The following is a 14,770-nucleotide window of genomic DNA, read 5'->3' as shown; positions in this document are numbered from 1 at the left end:
CCACTGACGGCCCCGTGGAAGGGCCGTGTCATCAAGGTTGTCGGGAGGAGTACTGATGGCTCGTAGAGTTGTGGTGACCGGACTGGGTCTGGTGACACCGGTGGGCAACACCGTTGACGAGAGCTGGGAAAGCATCCTGGCCGGCAAGAGCGGCATCGCCCCTATCGAACATTTCGATGCCACCAGCTTCAACACCCGGTTCGGTGGGTCGGTCAAGGACTTCGATATCAGTCCTTACCTCAACCCCAAGGACGCCCGCAAGATGGACCTGTTCATCCAGTACGGGATTGCAGCAGGTGCCCAGGCCATTGCTGATGCCGGCATCGAGTGCACCGAGGAGAACGCCGAGCGCATCGGCGTGGCGGTGGGCTCCGGCATCGGTGGGCTGCCGATGATCGAGCATAACCACAACGCGTTGAACAAGGGTGGCGCACGCCGTATCTCGCCGTTCTTCGTGCCGGGCTCCATCATCAACATGATCTCCGGCAATCTGGCGATCCAGCACGGCTTTCGCGGCCCCAACATCGCCATCACCACCGCCTGTACCACCGGGACCCACAATATCGGCTACAGCGCCCGAACCATCGTCTATGGCGATGCCGACGTGATGATCTGTGGTGGCGCCGAGATGGCGACCACGCCGCTGGGCCTCGGTGGCTTCTCTGCCGCCCGGGCCCTGTCGAATCGCAACGACGACCCCACGGCTGCCAGTCGTCCCTGGGACCGCGACCGCGACGGTTTCGTACTCTCCGATGGTGCCGGCATCCTTGTGCTCGAGGAGTACGAACATGCCAAGGCGCGCGGAGCGAAGATCTATGCCGAGCTGACCGGGTTCGGCATGAGCGACGACGCTTTCCACATGACGGCCCCGCCGGAAGATGGCAGTGGCGCGGCGCTCTCCATGCGTAATGCCATCCGCGACGCGGGTATCGATCCCTCCCGGGTCGACTACATCAATGCCCACGGTACCTCCACCCCGGCCGGCGATCTGGCCGAGAGTCGAGCGGTGAAGAAGGTCATGGGCAGCGCGGCGCATTCGGTGGCGGTCAGTTCCACCAAGTCGATGATCGGCCACCTGCTGGGTGCTGCTGGCGCCGTTGAGGCAGTGTTCTGCATACTGGCCATTCGCGATCAGGTGGCGCCGCCGACCATCAACCTGGACAACCCCCAGGAGGGATGCGATCTGGACTACGTGCCGCATACCGCCCGCCAGATGAAGATCGACGTGGCACTGTCCAACTCCTTCGGCTTCGGTGGCACCAACGGCACGCTTGTCTTTTCCCGAGTGTGATGACCATGTCCCTGGCATCTGAACAGTCCTCGGTGCCAATGGATGATCGCGGGCTGGCCTATGGCGACGGCCTGTTCGAGACCGTGCTGGTTCGCGATGGCACACCGTTGCTATGGGACGAGCACATGGCTCGCCTGGCCCGCGGTTGTCAGGTGCTGGGCATACCGCTTCCGGCACGAGACGCGCTCGACTGTCTGCCGGAACGGGCCGGGCCGGGCCTCCGGGTACTCAAGCTGATACTCACCCGGGGTAGCGGTGGGCGGGGCTACCTGCCGCCGGCCTCCTCATCGCCACGCCTTCGCTGGCAGGCGATGGCCTTTTCCCCGCAGCCATCGCGCTGGCGCGATGGGGTGCGAGTCCGGCATTGCCGGCTCAGGCTGGGCATTCAACCGCTGCTCGCCGGGCTGAAGCATCTCAACCGGCTGGAGAACGTGCTGGCCCGGAACGAATGGTCGGCTCCCGACCTGGCGGAAGGCCTGCTATGTAACAGCGACGGCTGGCTGGTGGAGGCGACCTGCATGAACCTGTTCTGGCTTCGGGAGGGACAGCTGGAGACGCCTCGGCTCGACGACAGTGGCGTCGCCGGCACCCTTCGGGCCGCCCTTCTGGAGAGGCTCCCCGTCAGCGAGGTCATGGCCACTCCGGACGTTCTGGCCGGGGCCGAAGCAGTATGGCTGGCCAATTCGATACAGGGTGTCTGGCCGGTGGCGCAACTCGATGACGCCGGCGGGACCAGGCTGGCGAACTGGACGATAGGCCGTGCCCATCGGCACCTCCAGGCCGCGGCCCATGACCTGCTGGACTATCCGGTGGACTTCCCAGAGTGAACGAGGAATTTGCATGTTGCGTCTAGTCAAGCTTCTGGCGGTGCTGGTGGTCGTGGCCGCCGCGGCGGCCTTCGTCGGCTATCGCTATTGGGAGAGCCGGCTCGAGGCCCCCATCGCGGTGGAGGAGGACACCCTCTATGAAGTGCAGCGTGGGGCCGGATTCAATCGCGCGGTGTCGGATCTGGCGGAACGGGGCGTGATCGAGGACGTCTGGGCCTTTCGGCTGTTGACCCGCCTCGAGCCCGAGGCGATTCCACGGCTGCGCACCGGTGAGTACATGCTCGAGCCGGGCATGAGCGGCCGCGACCTGATCGAGCTGCTGGGCAGCGACCGGGTGGTGACCTATCCGCTGACGATCCCCGAGGGTTGGACCTTTCGCCAGATGCGCGCGCATCTCGAAGCGGCGCCCAAGCTGGAGAGCCGCACCGAAGGGCTATCCGACGAGGAGGTGATGGCCCTGCTCGAGCGCGAAGATCGCTTTCCCGAGGGCTGGTTCTTCCCCGATACCTATCGTTACCACAAGGGCATGAGTGACCTGGATATCCTGCGCCAGGCGATGCTGCGCATGGAGCGCGTGCTCGATGAAGTGTGGGAAGGGCGCAGCGATGACCTGACCATCGACTCGCCCTACGAGGCGTTGATCATGGCCTCGCTGATCGAACGTGAGACCGGCGCTGCGGAAGAGCGACGCGAGATCGCCGGCGTTTTCAAGCGGCGCATGGAGACCGGGATGCGCCTGCAGACCGACCCGACGGTGATCTACGGCATGGGTGAGCGCTACGAGGGGCGCATTACCCGGGCCGACCTGCGCGAGGCAACCCCCTACAATACTTATGTCATCGACGGCATGCCCCCCACGCCAATCGCCATGCCGGGGCGCGCCTCGCTGGAGGCGGCGGTGGATCCGCTGCCCGGGGAGACGCTCTACTTCGTTTCCCGGGGCGACGGGACGCATCATTTCTCGCGCACCCTGCGTGAACACAATAATGCCGTGAATCGGTATATCCGCAATCGTTGATCGGCAGCCGCCCGGCGACTGTTACCGGCATACAGGAGTCTCGATGCAGCAGCGTGGACGTTTCATCACCCTCGAAGGCGGGGAAGGGGTCGGCAAGTCGACCAACCTCGCCTGGGTGGCCCAGTGGCTGACGGCACGGGGCGTCGAGGTGGTCCGTACCCGCGAGCCGGGCGGCACCCCGCGTGCCGAGGCCATACGCGAACTGCTGCTGGACCCTTCCAGTGATGAGCCCCTCGATGCAGATGCCGAGCTGCTGCTGGTCTTCGCGGCTCGCGCCCAGCACCTGGCACAGCAGATCCGACCGGCGCTCGAGCGGGGCGCTTGGGTCCTGTGCGACCGCTTCACCGATGCCACCTTCGCCTACCAGGGGGGTGGGCGCGGTATTCCCGCGGCGCGTATTGCCGAACTCGAGCGGTTCGTCCAGCGCGACCTTCAGCCCGACCTGACGCTACTGCTCGACATGCCGGTGGCATCGGCCCAGCGGCGCCTGCAGGGGCGGCTGAGCGCCAGCGGTGAAACGCGCGATCGATTCGAGCGGGAGCGCAGCGCCTTCTTCGACGCGGTGCGCAGCGCCTACCTCGAGCGGGCGTCCGGCTCACCGCAACGCATGGCGGTGATCGATGCCGATGCGCCCCTGGAAACCGTGCAGGCGCGCCTTGTTGCCTGCCTGGAAGCCCGGGTGACGCCATGGCTATAGACAGCGCGGCGGAGCAGGCCGGGGGTGTTGCGCAGCCGCTCCCCTGGCAGAGCGAGCGGTGGCGGCAGTTCCTCTCGCAGTACCAGAGCGGGCGCTTGCCCCATGCGCTGCTGCTGTCCGGTCCCCGCGGGGTCGGCAAGCAGCAGTTTGCCGAGGCGCTCATCGCCCGGCTGCTGTGCGTCACGCCAGGAGAGGCCGCCTGTGGCCATTGCCACGGCTGCCATATGCTGGCCGCCGGCTATCATCCCGACCTGCTGCGGGTCTCACCGGAGGAGGGCAAGCGACAGATCCGTATCGATCCCATTCGCGAGGTCAACGGATTCGTCGCCCAGACGGCCCAGCAGGGCGGCCATCGCGTCATCGTCCTCAGCCCGGCCGAGGCGATGAACGTGGCGGCCTCCAACGCCCTGCTCAAGAGTCTGGAGGAACCGGGGCAGCGTACCCAGTTTATCCTGCTCTCCGACGTCCCCTCGCGGCTTCTCGCCACCATACGGTCGCGCTGTCAGCACTGGAGCCTGCCGGTGCCCGAGTCGAACCAGAGCCAGGCATGGCTGGCCGAACAGCTGGGCGGCAAGGAGGAGGCGGCGTTCTGGTGGCAGGTGTCCGGTGGGCTGCCGCTGCTGGCATTCGAGCTGGCGGCGCCCACGGCGCGTGCCTTGCGCCAGCAGCTTCACGAAACCTTCGATGCGCTGGTGCGCGGAGCGGAACCGGTTGCCGAGGCCGCGCGCCTGGATCGGCAGTCCACAGAGTCGATCCTGTGGTACGGTATTGCCTGGCTCGAAGATCTGATCCGGCTGGGGCTTTCCGGGGATTCTGCTCGGATACGTAACCCCGACCTGCTGCCGCTCTACCGGCAAGCGGTCAAGAATGCTCGGGTTCGCGACTGGTTCCGTCTGCTGGACTATGCTCGAGAACAGCGCCGGCTGCTGGCTGCCGGCGGCAACCCCAACCCGCAGCTGGTTCTCGAGGCCTGGCTGGTTCGCTGGTCGGCCCTGTTGCGTTCTTGACAACGTTTCGTTTCTGACACAGTAGCGTTTCGATACAGGGGTAAAGGGAGGAGATCGCATGTCACCACAGAAAGCCCTGTCGCTGACCATTCAGGACACGCAGACCCTGCTTTCCGCCTACATGCCGCTGCTGGAGCGGGGCGGCATCTTCGTGCCCACCCGCGAGCGTTACGAACTGGGACAGGAGGTCTACCTGCTTCTGACCCTGCCCGGCGACAGTGAGCGGATGCCGGTGACCGGCCAGGTGGTCTGGGTCTCGCCGGATGGCGTGGCCGGACGTCGCGTGCCGGGTATCGGCATCCACTTCAGCCCCGAAGACCAGCCGGTGCGGGACCGGATCGAAACCCTCCTTGCCGGCCAGCTGGACAAGGGCGCGCCGACCTACACCCTCTGAGCGGTAGCGCCTGCCGCTGACTTGCCGCCCCTTACCTGATGAGTCGTTTTTCGCATGTTCGTCGATTCCCATTGCCATCTTGACCGCCTCGATCCCCGGACACACGGGGGCGATATCGCCGCGACCCTGGATGCCGCCCGTGCCTGCCAGGTGCGTCAGTTCCTGGCCATCGCGGTCACGCTGGATGCGGTGCCCGAACTGGCCAGGATCAGCCGCGAGCACGCGGACGTGGTGATCTCCGCCGGCGTCCATCCGCTGCATCGGGTGGATGATGAGCCCGACGTCGAGGCGATCAAGGCCTGTGCCGACCGGTATGGCGCCGTGGCCATCGGTGAGTGTGGCCTCGACTACCACTATCTCGACAAGGCTCCCGACAGCGTGCCGCCGCGGGAGGTGCAGCTGGAGCGCTTTCGTCGCCACCTGATCGCCGCCACCGAACTCGAGCTGCCGGTCATCGTGCATACCCGGGAAGCCCGGGAGGAGACCCTGGCGCTGATTCGCGAGCATACCGACCCGGCTGTTGGTGGTGTGCTGCACTGCTTCACCGAAGACCTGGACATGGCCCGGGAGGCCGTGCGTCACGGCTTTTCGATCTCGCTTTCGGGTATCGTCACCTTCCGCAACGCCGAGACGATCCGTGACGTGGCTCGTCGGGTGCCGCTGGACAGGCTGCTGATCGAGACGGATAGCCCCTACCTGGCGCCGGTGCCTCACCGGGGCAAGCCCAACGAGCCGGCCTGGGTGGTCGAAGTGGCCGAGTGCATCGCACGGGAGCGGGGCATCAGCATCGAGGAGGTCGCCATGCAGACCACCGCGAATTTCTACCGGCTGTTTCGAGCGGCCGCGCCGGACGCGCCCGCAGAGATTCGCGATGCCCTGGCCAATGCCGGCCTGGTATAGACTGGAGTCAGTGACTCTCGTTGCAGCAGCCAGGACCAGAGAGACCCGTTCAGCCACTCATGCCGGAGGCAGTCGATGAACCTGGAGCCGCTACTCGAGCATGTGGAGCCGGTTGGACAGTTACCTCCCGTGGACCGCTGGCATCCGCAGCAGACCGGTGAGATGGACCTGAGAATCGTTTCCGACGGGCGCTGGATTCACGAGGGCACGGTGATTGGGCGCCCGCGCCTGGTCAGGCTGTTGTCGACCCTGCTGCGCCGTGAACAGGACGGCCACCATTATCTGGTGACGCCAGTCGAGAAGCAGCGCATCCAGGTGGAGGATCGTCCCTTCGTGATCGTCGATGCCGAACAGGACGGGAAGGACTGGTGGCTGACCACCAACGTCGGCGACCGACTGTGCCTGGGTGAGGAGCACCGCCTGACGGTAAGCGATACCCCCGATGGGGTGGCGGTGCCCGAAGTCGCCATACGCTTCGGCCTCTCGGCCAGGCTGGGTCGCAACGTGTTCTATCGCCTGGTTGAGTGCGCCGAACAGCGCACGACCGAGACAGGCTTGGTCGAGCTGGGGTTCACCAGCGGCGGTGTCTGGCAACCGTTGGGCGAACTGCCGGACGGGGCGTCGTGAGGCTGACCGCGGAGCAGCAGGCCGTGGTCCAGCATGGTGCCGGTCATGCCCGGGTAGCCGCCGTAGCCGGTGCCGGCAAGACCACCACGCTGGTCGCTCGTGTACTGCATCTGCTGGCCAGTGGCGTGCCCGCTAACCGTATTCTGGTGCTGATGTTCAATCGTTCGGCCCGGGAAGACTTCCAGCAGCGCCTGGCGGCGATGGCCCCACCGGGCCAGCGGCTGCCCGATGTGCGTACCTTTCACGCCCTTGGCCATCGGCTGACCGCCAGCTTGACCCGCTGGGGTGCATTGCCGGCGCGCCAGCTGCTTTCCGCCGACTGGCAAGTGGAGCGTCTGCTGCGCCAGGCCACCCTGGAGGTGCTGGAGGACCCGACGCAGCGCGAGACAGCCCTTGAGGCAGATACACTCGAAGCGCTTGCCCACTTCTGTGGCCTGGTGAAAGCTGAGATGGTGGCGCCGGCATCGCTCTATGAGCGGCTCGACTTCGGTGACGAGACCGGGCATTTCGTGGAGGCTTTCCAGCGTCTCGAGCAGCTGCTGGCCGAACATGGGCTGATGACATTTTCCGACCTGCTCTACCGGCCACTGCGTGCGCTTGAGGCCGACCCTCAGCTGGCGCAGCGTGTCCAGGGTTACCTCGACCACGTCATCATCGATGAGTATCAGGACATCAACCAGGCGCAGCTGCGCCTGCTGGCTACCCTGGCCGGCCGTGACGCCGACGTCATGGCCGTGGGTGATGCCAACCAGTGCATCTACGAGTGGCGTGGTGCCCATCCCAACGCCATGCGTGAGCATTTCACCGTCACCTTTGGCGCGGCGATCGACTACCCCCTCTCCACCACCTTCCGCCACGGCCATGCGTTGGCGCTGACGGCCAACCACGCCATTGCCGCCAACCGGCGAAGACCCGACCAGCTCTGCCTCGCCGCACCGGAAAACCCCAGGACGACCCTTGCCGTCGAGCAGGGCAGGGAGGCACTGCCGCAGGCGCTCGCTTCGTGGCAGCGTGAGGGGCGTCGTCTCGATGAGGCTTGTCTGCTGGTGCGCAGCTGGGCGCTGTCGGTGCCGTTCCAATTGCAGCTGCTGCAGGCGGGCGTTCCCTTCCGGCTTTCCCGCGAGGATCGTTTCGTGTTCCGGCTGCCGCTGGTACAGGCCTTGTCCGGCTACCTGCGGGTGGCGCGGGATGCCACCCTGCTGCACGACCCGGAACTGGTGCGGCGGCTTCTGGAACAGCCGACGCCTTTCGTGGCCCGGGAGCGACTGTCGACGCTGGCCCGACGGCTGGCCGAGACGCAGACGTTCCCCGACCGGCACGACCCGCTGCTGTCCGGGCTCAAACCACTGCAGCGTCGCAACCTCAAGCGACGCTGGGCACTGCTCTGTGAGCTGCCGCGCCTGGGTCGCTGGCCCCCCGCTCGCTTGCTGACCCATGTGGTGGAGAGCCTCGATGCCGAGAAGGTGCTCAAGCGAGCTGCGGCACGTCGCGAGAAGGGCGAGGAGGATGTGCGGCTGCTCGATGTGTTGGTTGAACAGGCCGGTGAAGTGCAGGAGATCGACGCCTTCATCGAACTGCTGGAGCGGCCGGTGGAGAACCATGCCGATGGCATGTTGATTACCACCGTGCATGGTGCGAAGGGGCTGGAGTGGCCTCTCGTGGTCCTGGCCGGGGCCAATGAGGAGGATTTTCCCCATTACAGCCGCGACAACCCACTGACGCCGGAGCGCCTGGAGGAGGAGCGACGGCTCTTCTATGTCGCCATCACGAGAACCCGGGAGCGCCTGCTCGTTCTCCACGATGGCGGGGAGCATCGGCCCAGTCGATTCATCGCCGAGTCCGCCTGGCAGGATTGTGCACGAATCGATGCCCGCCTGACGGGTATTGACAACGACGCCTCGCCGCTGGCCGTTACCTCGACGGCGCTGGTGGCCCGCTATCTCGAGACGCTGGGCCATGAGATACCGCTTCGGACGCTGGCCGACCCGACCCTTGCCGAACCGCAGGCCGGCTATGCGACGGGAGGATTCCTGCCGGGGCAGTGGCTGCGGCACGCGGTCTTCGGTGAAGGGGAAATTGCCGTGGTGGAAGGCGACCCGGCGGATCCGGTCATCGAAGTGCGTTTTGCACAGGCGGGGCGTCGCCGGCTGCTGGCGCGGCGCGCCCCCATCGAGATGCTCTCCGAGGGTATGGCCGCATCGCGTCCCTGATACCGCCCCCCCAGGCTCGATCCTCGAGGTCGTCCTTTGAGATCGACCATTGAGATTCGATCATTAAGAGAAGGAGCGCCAATATGAATTCTGTTCTGATATCCGCTGCAGAGCTGGCCGAGTCACTCGAAGCAGCGAATCCACCGCTCGTGCTCGACTGTCGTGTCCGCCTGGGGGAGCCGGACGCCGGGCGGCGCCTATGGGAAGCCGGACATATTCCCACCAGTCAACACCTCGACCTCGATCGTGACCTGGCGGCCGCACCCGGTAAAGGTGGGCGTCACCCCTTGCCTGCGCCAGAGGACTTTGCCGCCACGCTGCGACGGTTTGGCATTTCGGACGACCTGCCGGTGGTGGTGGTGGACGACATGGGTGGTCAGCTGGCGGCGGCGAGGGCGTGGTGGATGATGGCTATCTGGGCAGGGCATCCCGACGTGCGCGTGCTGGATGGCGGGCTAAGAGCCTGGCAGGAGGCTGGCGGTGAACTCGTGTTGGCAAAGGAGGCGCCGCCGCAGCCGAGCCAATGGCAGCCATCATTCGATGACCGCGCCCGCATGGATGCCGATGAGGTGTTATCAGGGCGCGAGCTCAAGGTCGACGCACGCAGCGAGGAGCGGTTTCGCGGCCAGGTCGAGTCCGTCGATCCGGTAGCCGGGCATATACCCGGTGCGGTGTGCCGGCCCAGTGTCGCCAATCTGACTGAAGACGGGCGCTTCAAGGCAGCCGATACGCTTGATGCCGAACTGCCCCGGGGTGGTGCCGTCGTTGCCTACTGCGGCTCCGGCGTGACCGCCTGCCATAACATTCTGGCCTACGCGATTGCCGGTCGCCCCTTGCCCCGTCTCTATGCGGGGTCATGGAGCGAGTGGATTTGTGATCCGGCGAGGCCGGTGGCAAGGGACTGACTGAGCTAGGCTTGTAGTACCTCTTTAGCGACTTGTAGCGTCAGCCACTGGGGCTTGAAGGAATTGCCACGGAAGGGAATCCAGGGGACGACAACATGAATTTTGCGCTTATTGGAGCAGCCGGCTATATCGCGCCTCGTCATATGCAGGCCATCAAGGACACGGGTCATGACTTGGTGGCTGCCTACGACATCAACGACTCGGTAGGTATCATCGATTCGATCTCGACCAACTGCTCGTTCTTTACCCAGTTCGAATACTTCCTGGAAGATGCCTGGCGGCTCAAGCGGCAGGGCGACAGGGCAATCGACTACTGGGTGGTCTGTTCTCCCAACCACTTCCATAGCGCTCATATCACGGCAGGGCTGTACCTCGGTTGCGACGTGATCTGCGAGAAGCCTCTGGTATCGACGCCAGAACAGCTCGATGAGCTGCGTTGCATCGAAGAGGAGACCGGGCGACGCGTCTACAGCATCATGCAGCTGCGCCACCACCCGGCGATTCATGAACTGCGTGACAAGGTGCTGGCAGAACAGATCGAGGGACAGTACGACGTCGAACTGACCTACATCACGGTGCGGGGACCTTGGTATCTGGCCAGTTGGAAGGGCGATCCGCGCAAGTCGTTCGGGGTGATGTCAGAGATCGGGATCCACTTCTTCGACATGCTACATGTGATCTTCGGTGAGCTGAAGGCGCAAGTGCTGCACTACCACGGCGAGCACAAGGCGGCCGGCTATCTTGAGTATGAGAAGGCCCGGGTGCGCTGGTTCCTCTCCATCGATGCCGAGGATCTACCCGAGCGAGTGCGTGGCCAGCATTCGACCTATCGCAGTGTTACCTGTGACGGTGAGGAGTTTGAGTTCTCCAGCGGCTTCACCGACCTGCATACCGTCAGCTATCGCGAGATCCTCGCTGGCAGGGGCTTCGGCATCGAGACCGTGCGGCACTGTCTGGAGACCGTCTATGGCCTTGGCCAGGCGATTCCGGAACCACCGCGAGAAGACGAGGCGCATCCGCAGCTGGGCAACCTTTCATCGTCACGCACCATCGTCACGCACCTTGGGCGCTGACGCCAGCGGTTGAGCGGTTGAGCGGAGGAGTACTGAGGAGAGCTCATGCACTTCATCGATCTTGCTGCCCAGCAGGCACGGATCCGTCCGCAGCTCGATGCGGCGATCCGGACCGTACTGGAACATGGCCGCTATGTGATGGGGCCCGAGGTGGCAGAGCTGGAGCATCGCCTGGCCGACTATGTGGGCGTTGCCCACTGCATCGGTTGCGCCAATGGCACCGACGCGCTGCAGATCGCACTGATGGCCCTCGATATCGGCCCGGGCGATGAGGTGATCGTTCCCGGCTTCACCTTTATCGCCAGTGCCGAAAGCGTGGTCCTGGCCGGTGCCCGGCCGGTCTATGTGGATATCGAGCCGCACACCTTCCTGCTCGATCCTGCCCTGGTCGAGGCGGCGATCAGTCCGCGAACCCGTGCCATCATGCCGGTATCGCTGTTCGGTCAGTGCGCCGACATGGAAGCGATCGAAGCGCTGGCGCGTCGTCATGGCCTGTTCGTAGTGGAGGATGCCGCCCAGAGTTTCGGTGCCACGCGGCACGGCCGCCATTCCTGCGGCCTGTCACGCATCGCGTGCACCAGCTTTTTCCCCAGCAAGCCGCTCGGGGCCTACGGGGATGGCGGTGCCCTGTTCACCGATGACGATGCCCTGGCGGAGGCAGTTCGTCTCGTGGCACGCCACGGCGAGGCGCGGCGTTATCACCATCCCCGGGTTGGCATGAACAGCCGCCTGGATACGCTGCAGGCCGCCATCCTGCTGACCAAGCTCGCAATCTTTGACGAAGAGGTGGCGTTGAGGCAGCAGGCGGCCGAGCGCTACGATCGGTTGCTGGGCGAGTCCGGTGTCGTCACGGTGCCCTCCCTGGCGACAGGTAATACCAGCGTTTACGCTCAGTACAGCATCCGCATACCGCGTCGGGACGAGGTGCAGGTGAAACTGGCCGATGCCGGCATACCCACGGCGGTACACTATCCTGTGCCACTCAACCACCAGCCCGCCGTTGCCGATTCTGGCTGCCAGTTGCCTGTCACCGAGGCGGTATGCCGGGAGATACTCAGCCTCCCGATGCATCCCTACCTCGAGCCCGAGCAGCAGCGGCGCGTGGTCGAGGTTCTGTTAAAGGCGTTGGGCTGAGGCCGTTCGGCGCCAACGAAAAGGGCGTGCCAAATGGCACGCCCTTTTTCGTCGGATGCGATTACATGTTGGGATAGTTGGGGCCGCCGCCGCCCTCCGGTGCCACCCAGTTGATGTTCTGGGCCGGGTCCTTGATGTCGCAGGTCTTGCAGTGCACACAGTTCTGGAAGTTGATCTGGAACTGCGGCTTGCCGTCGTCGCCCTCGATCACTTCGTAGACCCCCGCCGGACAGTAACGCTGGGCTGGTTCGGCGTACTTCGGCAGGTTCTCGCGAATCGGCAGCGCCGGGTCCTCGAGCTTCAGGTGACAGGGCTGATCCTCTTCATGGTTGGTATTCGACAGGAACACCGAGGAGAGCTTGTCGAAGGAGAGCTTGCCGTCGGGCTTCGGGTAGACGATCTTCTCGAACTCGTCGGCCGGCTTCAGCGTTGCATGGTCCGGGGTGGTGTCGTGCACCTTGGGCAGCTTGCCGCCCAGCAGCTGGTCGACGAAGTTGTAGGCGCCACCGCCCACGGTGCCGTACTTGTGGATCGCTGGGCCGAAGCTGGCGCTTTCCTTGAGTTCGGCATAGGCCCAGCTCTGCTCCCATTTCTCGGTGAAGGCAGTGAGCTCCTGGCCGCCTTCGTCACCCCCTGCGATCGCCTCAAAGACGGCTTCCGCCGCCACCAGGCCTGATTTCATGGCGGTATGCAGGCCCTTGATCTTAGCGAAGTTCAGGGTGCCGGCATCGCAGCCGATCAGCAGGCCGCCGGGGAAGGTCATCCTCGGCAGGCAGTTGAAGCCTCCCTTGGTAATGGCGCGAGCGCCATAGGCGACCCGCTTGCCGTTTTCCAGGTGCTGCTTGAGCACCGGGTGATGCTTCATGCGCTGGAATTCATCGAAGGGTGAAAGCCACGGGTTCTGGTAGGAGAGGTCCATGATCAGGCCGACCACTACCTGCTGGTTCTCGGCGTGATAGAGGAACCAGCCGCCATGGGTATCCTTGGCCAGTGGCCAGCCTGAGCCGTGCAGTACCAGCCCTGGCTCGTGCTGCTCTGCGGGAATATCCCACAGCTCCTTGAGGCCGATGCCATAGTGCTGGGGATCCTTGCCCTCGTCGAGCTTGAAGCGCGAGATCAGGCTCTTGCCCAGATGGCCGCGGGCGCCCTCGGCAAACAGCGTGTACTTGGCACGCAGTTCCATGCCAGGGGTGTAGCTATCCTTGGGCGTACCGTCGGCGGCGACACCCATGTCGCCGATGAGAATGCCGCGCACAGTACCATCCTCGTCGTGCAGCACTTCCTGGGCAGCGAAACCGGGGAAGACCTCCACGCCGAGTCCTTCCGCCTGCTCGGCCAGCCAGCGGCAGAGGTTGCCGGCACTGATCACGTAGCGGGCTGACTCTCCACCATGGTTCTGGCCGCCGGTGTTGTGCATGCTCTTCGGCACCAGGGCATTGGGCAGCTTCTGGGCCTTCTCGGCATCCTTGAGCAGGTAGAGTTCGTCACGAATGGCCGGCGTGGTGAGCGGCGCGCCGCGCTCCTCCCAGTCGGGAAAGAGCTCGGCCAAGGCACGGGGTTCGAAGACGGCGCCCGAGAGGATGTGAGCCCCCACCTCGGAGCCTTTCTCCACCACGCACACCGTCAGTTCCTGCTCGGCCGCATTGGCCTGCTGCATCAGGCGGCAGGCCGCCGACAGGCCAGAGGGCCCGGCGCCGACGATGACCACATCGAACTCCATCGAATCCCGCTCTACTTGCTCTGACATCCGGTCGCTCCTCACTCATTCGCCGTCGGTTACGGTCTGCCACCAACGCCGATCATTATTAAAACGGTCGTTTGCTTCTCGATATTCTCCATGATAGGCATAATAGACGACTCAGGACACCCCTACGATGGGCAATGTGCCAATTGCCATGGCCAAGGTCCGGTCGCGGCAGGGATTGTTGCCCTGCCCCCGCCTGTGGCACATTGGTAGGGTTTTTCGGTGCGGCGTCTATCAAACGCTTGCATGAAACGCATAAAGGCAGGTCAGCCGGTTCTAAGGATGCGCTGACAGATTCGGTACAATGCCGGGCCGATCAGCGAGTCCCTAACCAGACGGTTCACAGAGCGAACCAAGCGAGGACACCATGAAAGTANGGATCACTCCGACGTCGACCTCACCAACGTCAAGATGGCCATGAACCCCTTCTGCGAGATCGCCGTGGAAGAGGCGGTGCGGCTGAAGGAGAAGGGCGTGGCCACTGAGGTCGTGGCCGTGACCATCGGCCCCAAGGCCGCCCAGGAGCAGCTGCGCACCGCCCTGGCGCTGGGCGCCGACCGCGCCATCCATGTCGAGACCGACGAGCGCGTCGAGTCGCTGGCGGTGGCCAAGCTGCTGGCCAAGGTGGTCGAGGAAGAGCAGCCGGATCTCACCATTCTCGGCAAGCAGGCCATCGACACCGACAACAACCAGACCGGCCAGATGCTGGCCGCACTCGCCGGCTTGCCCCAGGGCACCTTCGCCTCGGAAGTCGTGGTCGACGGAGACAAGCTGCAGGTGACCCGCGAGATCGACGGCGGCCTGCAGACCGTCGAGCTGACTCTGCCGGCCATCGTCACCACCGACCTGCGCCTCAACGAGCCGCGCTACGCCAAGCTGCCCGACATCATGAAGGCCAAGAAGAAGCCCATGGACGTCAAGAGCCCGGCGGATCTCGGCGTCG

General features: G+C 64.8%; 13 protein-coding genes and 1 pseudogene. 13 read left to right on the top strand and 1 reads right to left on the bottom strand.

Annotated features, from left to right (window positions below; translation table 11 throughout):
• The first annotated feature begins 52 nt into the window (after positions 1-52).
• From fabF to DU505_RS15600, 12 genes are all read left to right on the top strand, one after another.
• Positions 53-1,291 carry a beta-ketoacyl-ACP synthase II gene (fabF, locus tag DU505_RS15655; RefSeq protein WP_422667050.1) on the top strand — a complete coding sequence of 413 codons (1,239 nt, stop codon included), beginning with the start codon at positions 53-55 and terminating at the stop codon, positions 1,289-1,291.
• A 5-nt stretch (positions 1,292-1,296) separates the two neighbouring features.
• A complete protein-coding gene (gene pabC / locus DU505_RS15650; protein ID WP_114480019.1) occupies positions 1,297-2,118 on the top strand; it encodes an aminodeoxychorismate lyase in 822 nt (273 codons plus the stop codon).
• A 13-nt stretch (positions 2,119-2,131) separates the two neighbouring features.
• A complete protein-coding gene (gene mltG, locus DU505_RS15645; protein WP_114479928.1) occupies positions 2,132-3,136 on the top strand; it encodes an endolytic transglycosylase MltG in 1,005 nt (334 codons plus the stop codon).
• Between the two features lie 43 nt (positions 3,137-3,179).
• Positions 3,180-3,833, top strand: a complete 654-nt coding sequence (tmk, locus tag DU505_RS15640) for a dTMP kinase (RefSeq protein ID WP_114479927.1) — start codon at positions 3,180-3,182, stop codon at positions 3,831-3,833.
• Positions 3,824-4,840, top strand: coding sequence for a DNA polymerase III subunit delta' (locus tag DU505_RS15635; RefSeq protein ID WP_114479926.1), 1,017 nt, complete (start codon positions 3,824-3,826; stop codon positions 4,838-4,840). Before tmk ends, DU505_RS15635 begins: the two co-directional genes overlap by 10 nt.
• Positions 4,841-4,898: 58 nt before the next feature.
• Entirely contained in the window at positions 4,899-5,234 is a 336-nt protein-coding gene (locus DU505_RS15630; RefSeq protein ID WP_066448748.1) for a PilZ domain-containing protein, read from the top strand.
• 54 nt (positions 5,235-5,288) lie between these two features.
• Positions 5,289-6,134, top strand: coding sequence for a TatD family hydrolase (locus tag DU505_RS15625; RefSeq protein WP_114479925.1), 846 nt, complete (start codon positions 5,289-5,291; stop codon positions 6,132-6,134).
• Between the two features lie 75 nt (positions 6,135-6,209).
• Positions 6,210-6,761 (top strand): DUF1285 domain-containing protein, encoded by a 552-nt coding sequence (locus DU505_RS15620; protein ID WP_114479924.1) that lies wholly within the window; start codon positions 6,210-6,212, stop codon positions 6,759-6,761.
• Positions 6,758-8,971, top strand: a complete 2,214-nt coding sequence (locus DU505_RS15615) for an ATP-dependent helicase (protein ID WP_114479923.1) — start codon at positions 6,758-6,760, stop codon at positions 8,969-8,971. The genes DU505_RS15620 and DU505_RS15615 overlap by 4 nt, the downstream gene beginning before the upstream one ends.
• 83 nt (positions 8,972-9,054) lie before the next feature.
• Entirely contained in the window at positions 9,055-9,876 is an 822-nt protein-coding gene (locus tag DU505_RS15610; protein WP_114479922.1) for a sulfurtransferase, read from the top strand.
• A 95-nt stretch (positions 9,877-9,971) separates the two neighbouring features.
• Positions 9,972-10,949: a Gfo/Idh/MocA family oxidoreductase gene (locus tag DU505_RS15605; RefSeq protein ID WP_114479921.1), complete on the top strand. Its 978-nt coding sequence runs from the start codon at positions 9,972-9,974 to the stop codon at positions 10,947-10,949.
• 45 nt (positions 10,950-10,994) lie between these two features.
• A complete protein-coding gene (locus tag DU505_RS15600; RefSeq protein ID WP_114479920.1) occupies positions 10,995-12,083 on the top strand; it encodes a DegT/DnrJ/EryC1/StrS family aminotransferase in 1,089 nt (362 codons plus the stop codon).
• Between the two features lie 61 nt (positions 12,084-12,144).
• On the opposite strand, the gene DU505_RS15595 is transcribed toward DU505_RS15600, so the two are convergent.
• A complete protein-coding gene (locus DU505_RS15595) occupies positions 12,145-13,830 on the bottom strand; it encodes an electron transfer flavoprotein-ubiquinone oxidoreductase (protein ID WP_114479919.1) in 1,686 nt (561 codons plus the stop codon).
• Between the two features lie 375 nt (positions 13,831-14,205).
• Here DU505_RS15595 and DU505_RS15590 point away from each other — a divergent pair.
• Positions 14,206-14,770 (top strand): annotated as a pseudogene (locus DU505_RS15590) (electron transfer flavoprotein subunit beta/FixA family protein); the annotation flags it as partial.

Source organism: Billgrantia montanilacus (genome assembly GCF_003336675.1).
In the GTDB taxonomy this organism is placed as follows: domain Bacteria; phylum Pseudomonadota; class Gammaproteobacteria; order Pseudomonadales; family Halomonadaceae; genus Halomonas; species Halomonas montanilacus.
This window is presented reverse-complemented; position numbering and strand designations above follow the sequence as displayed.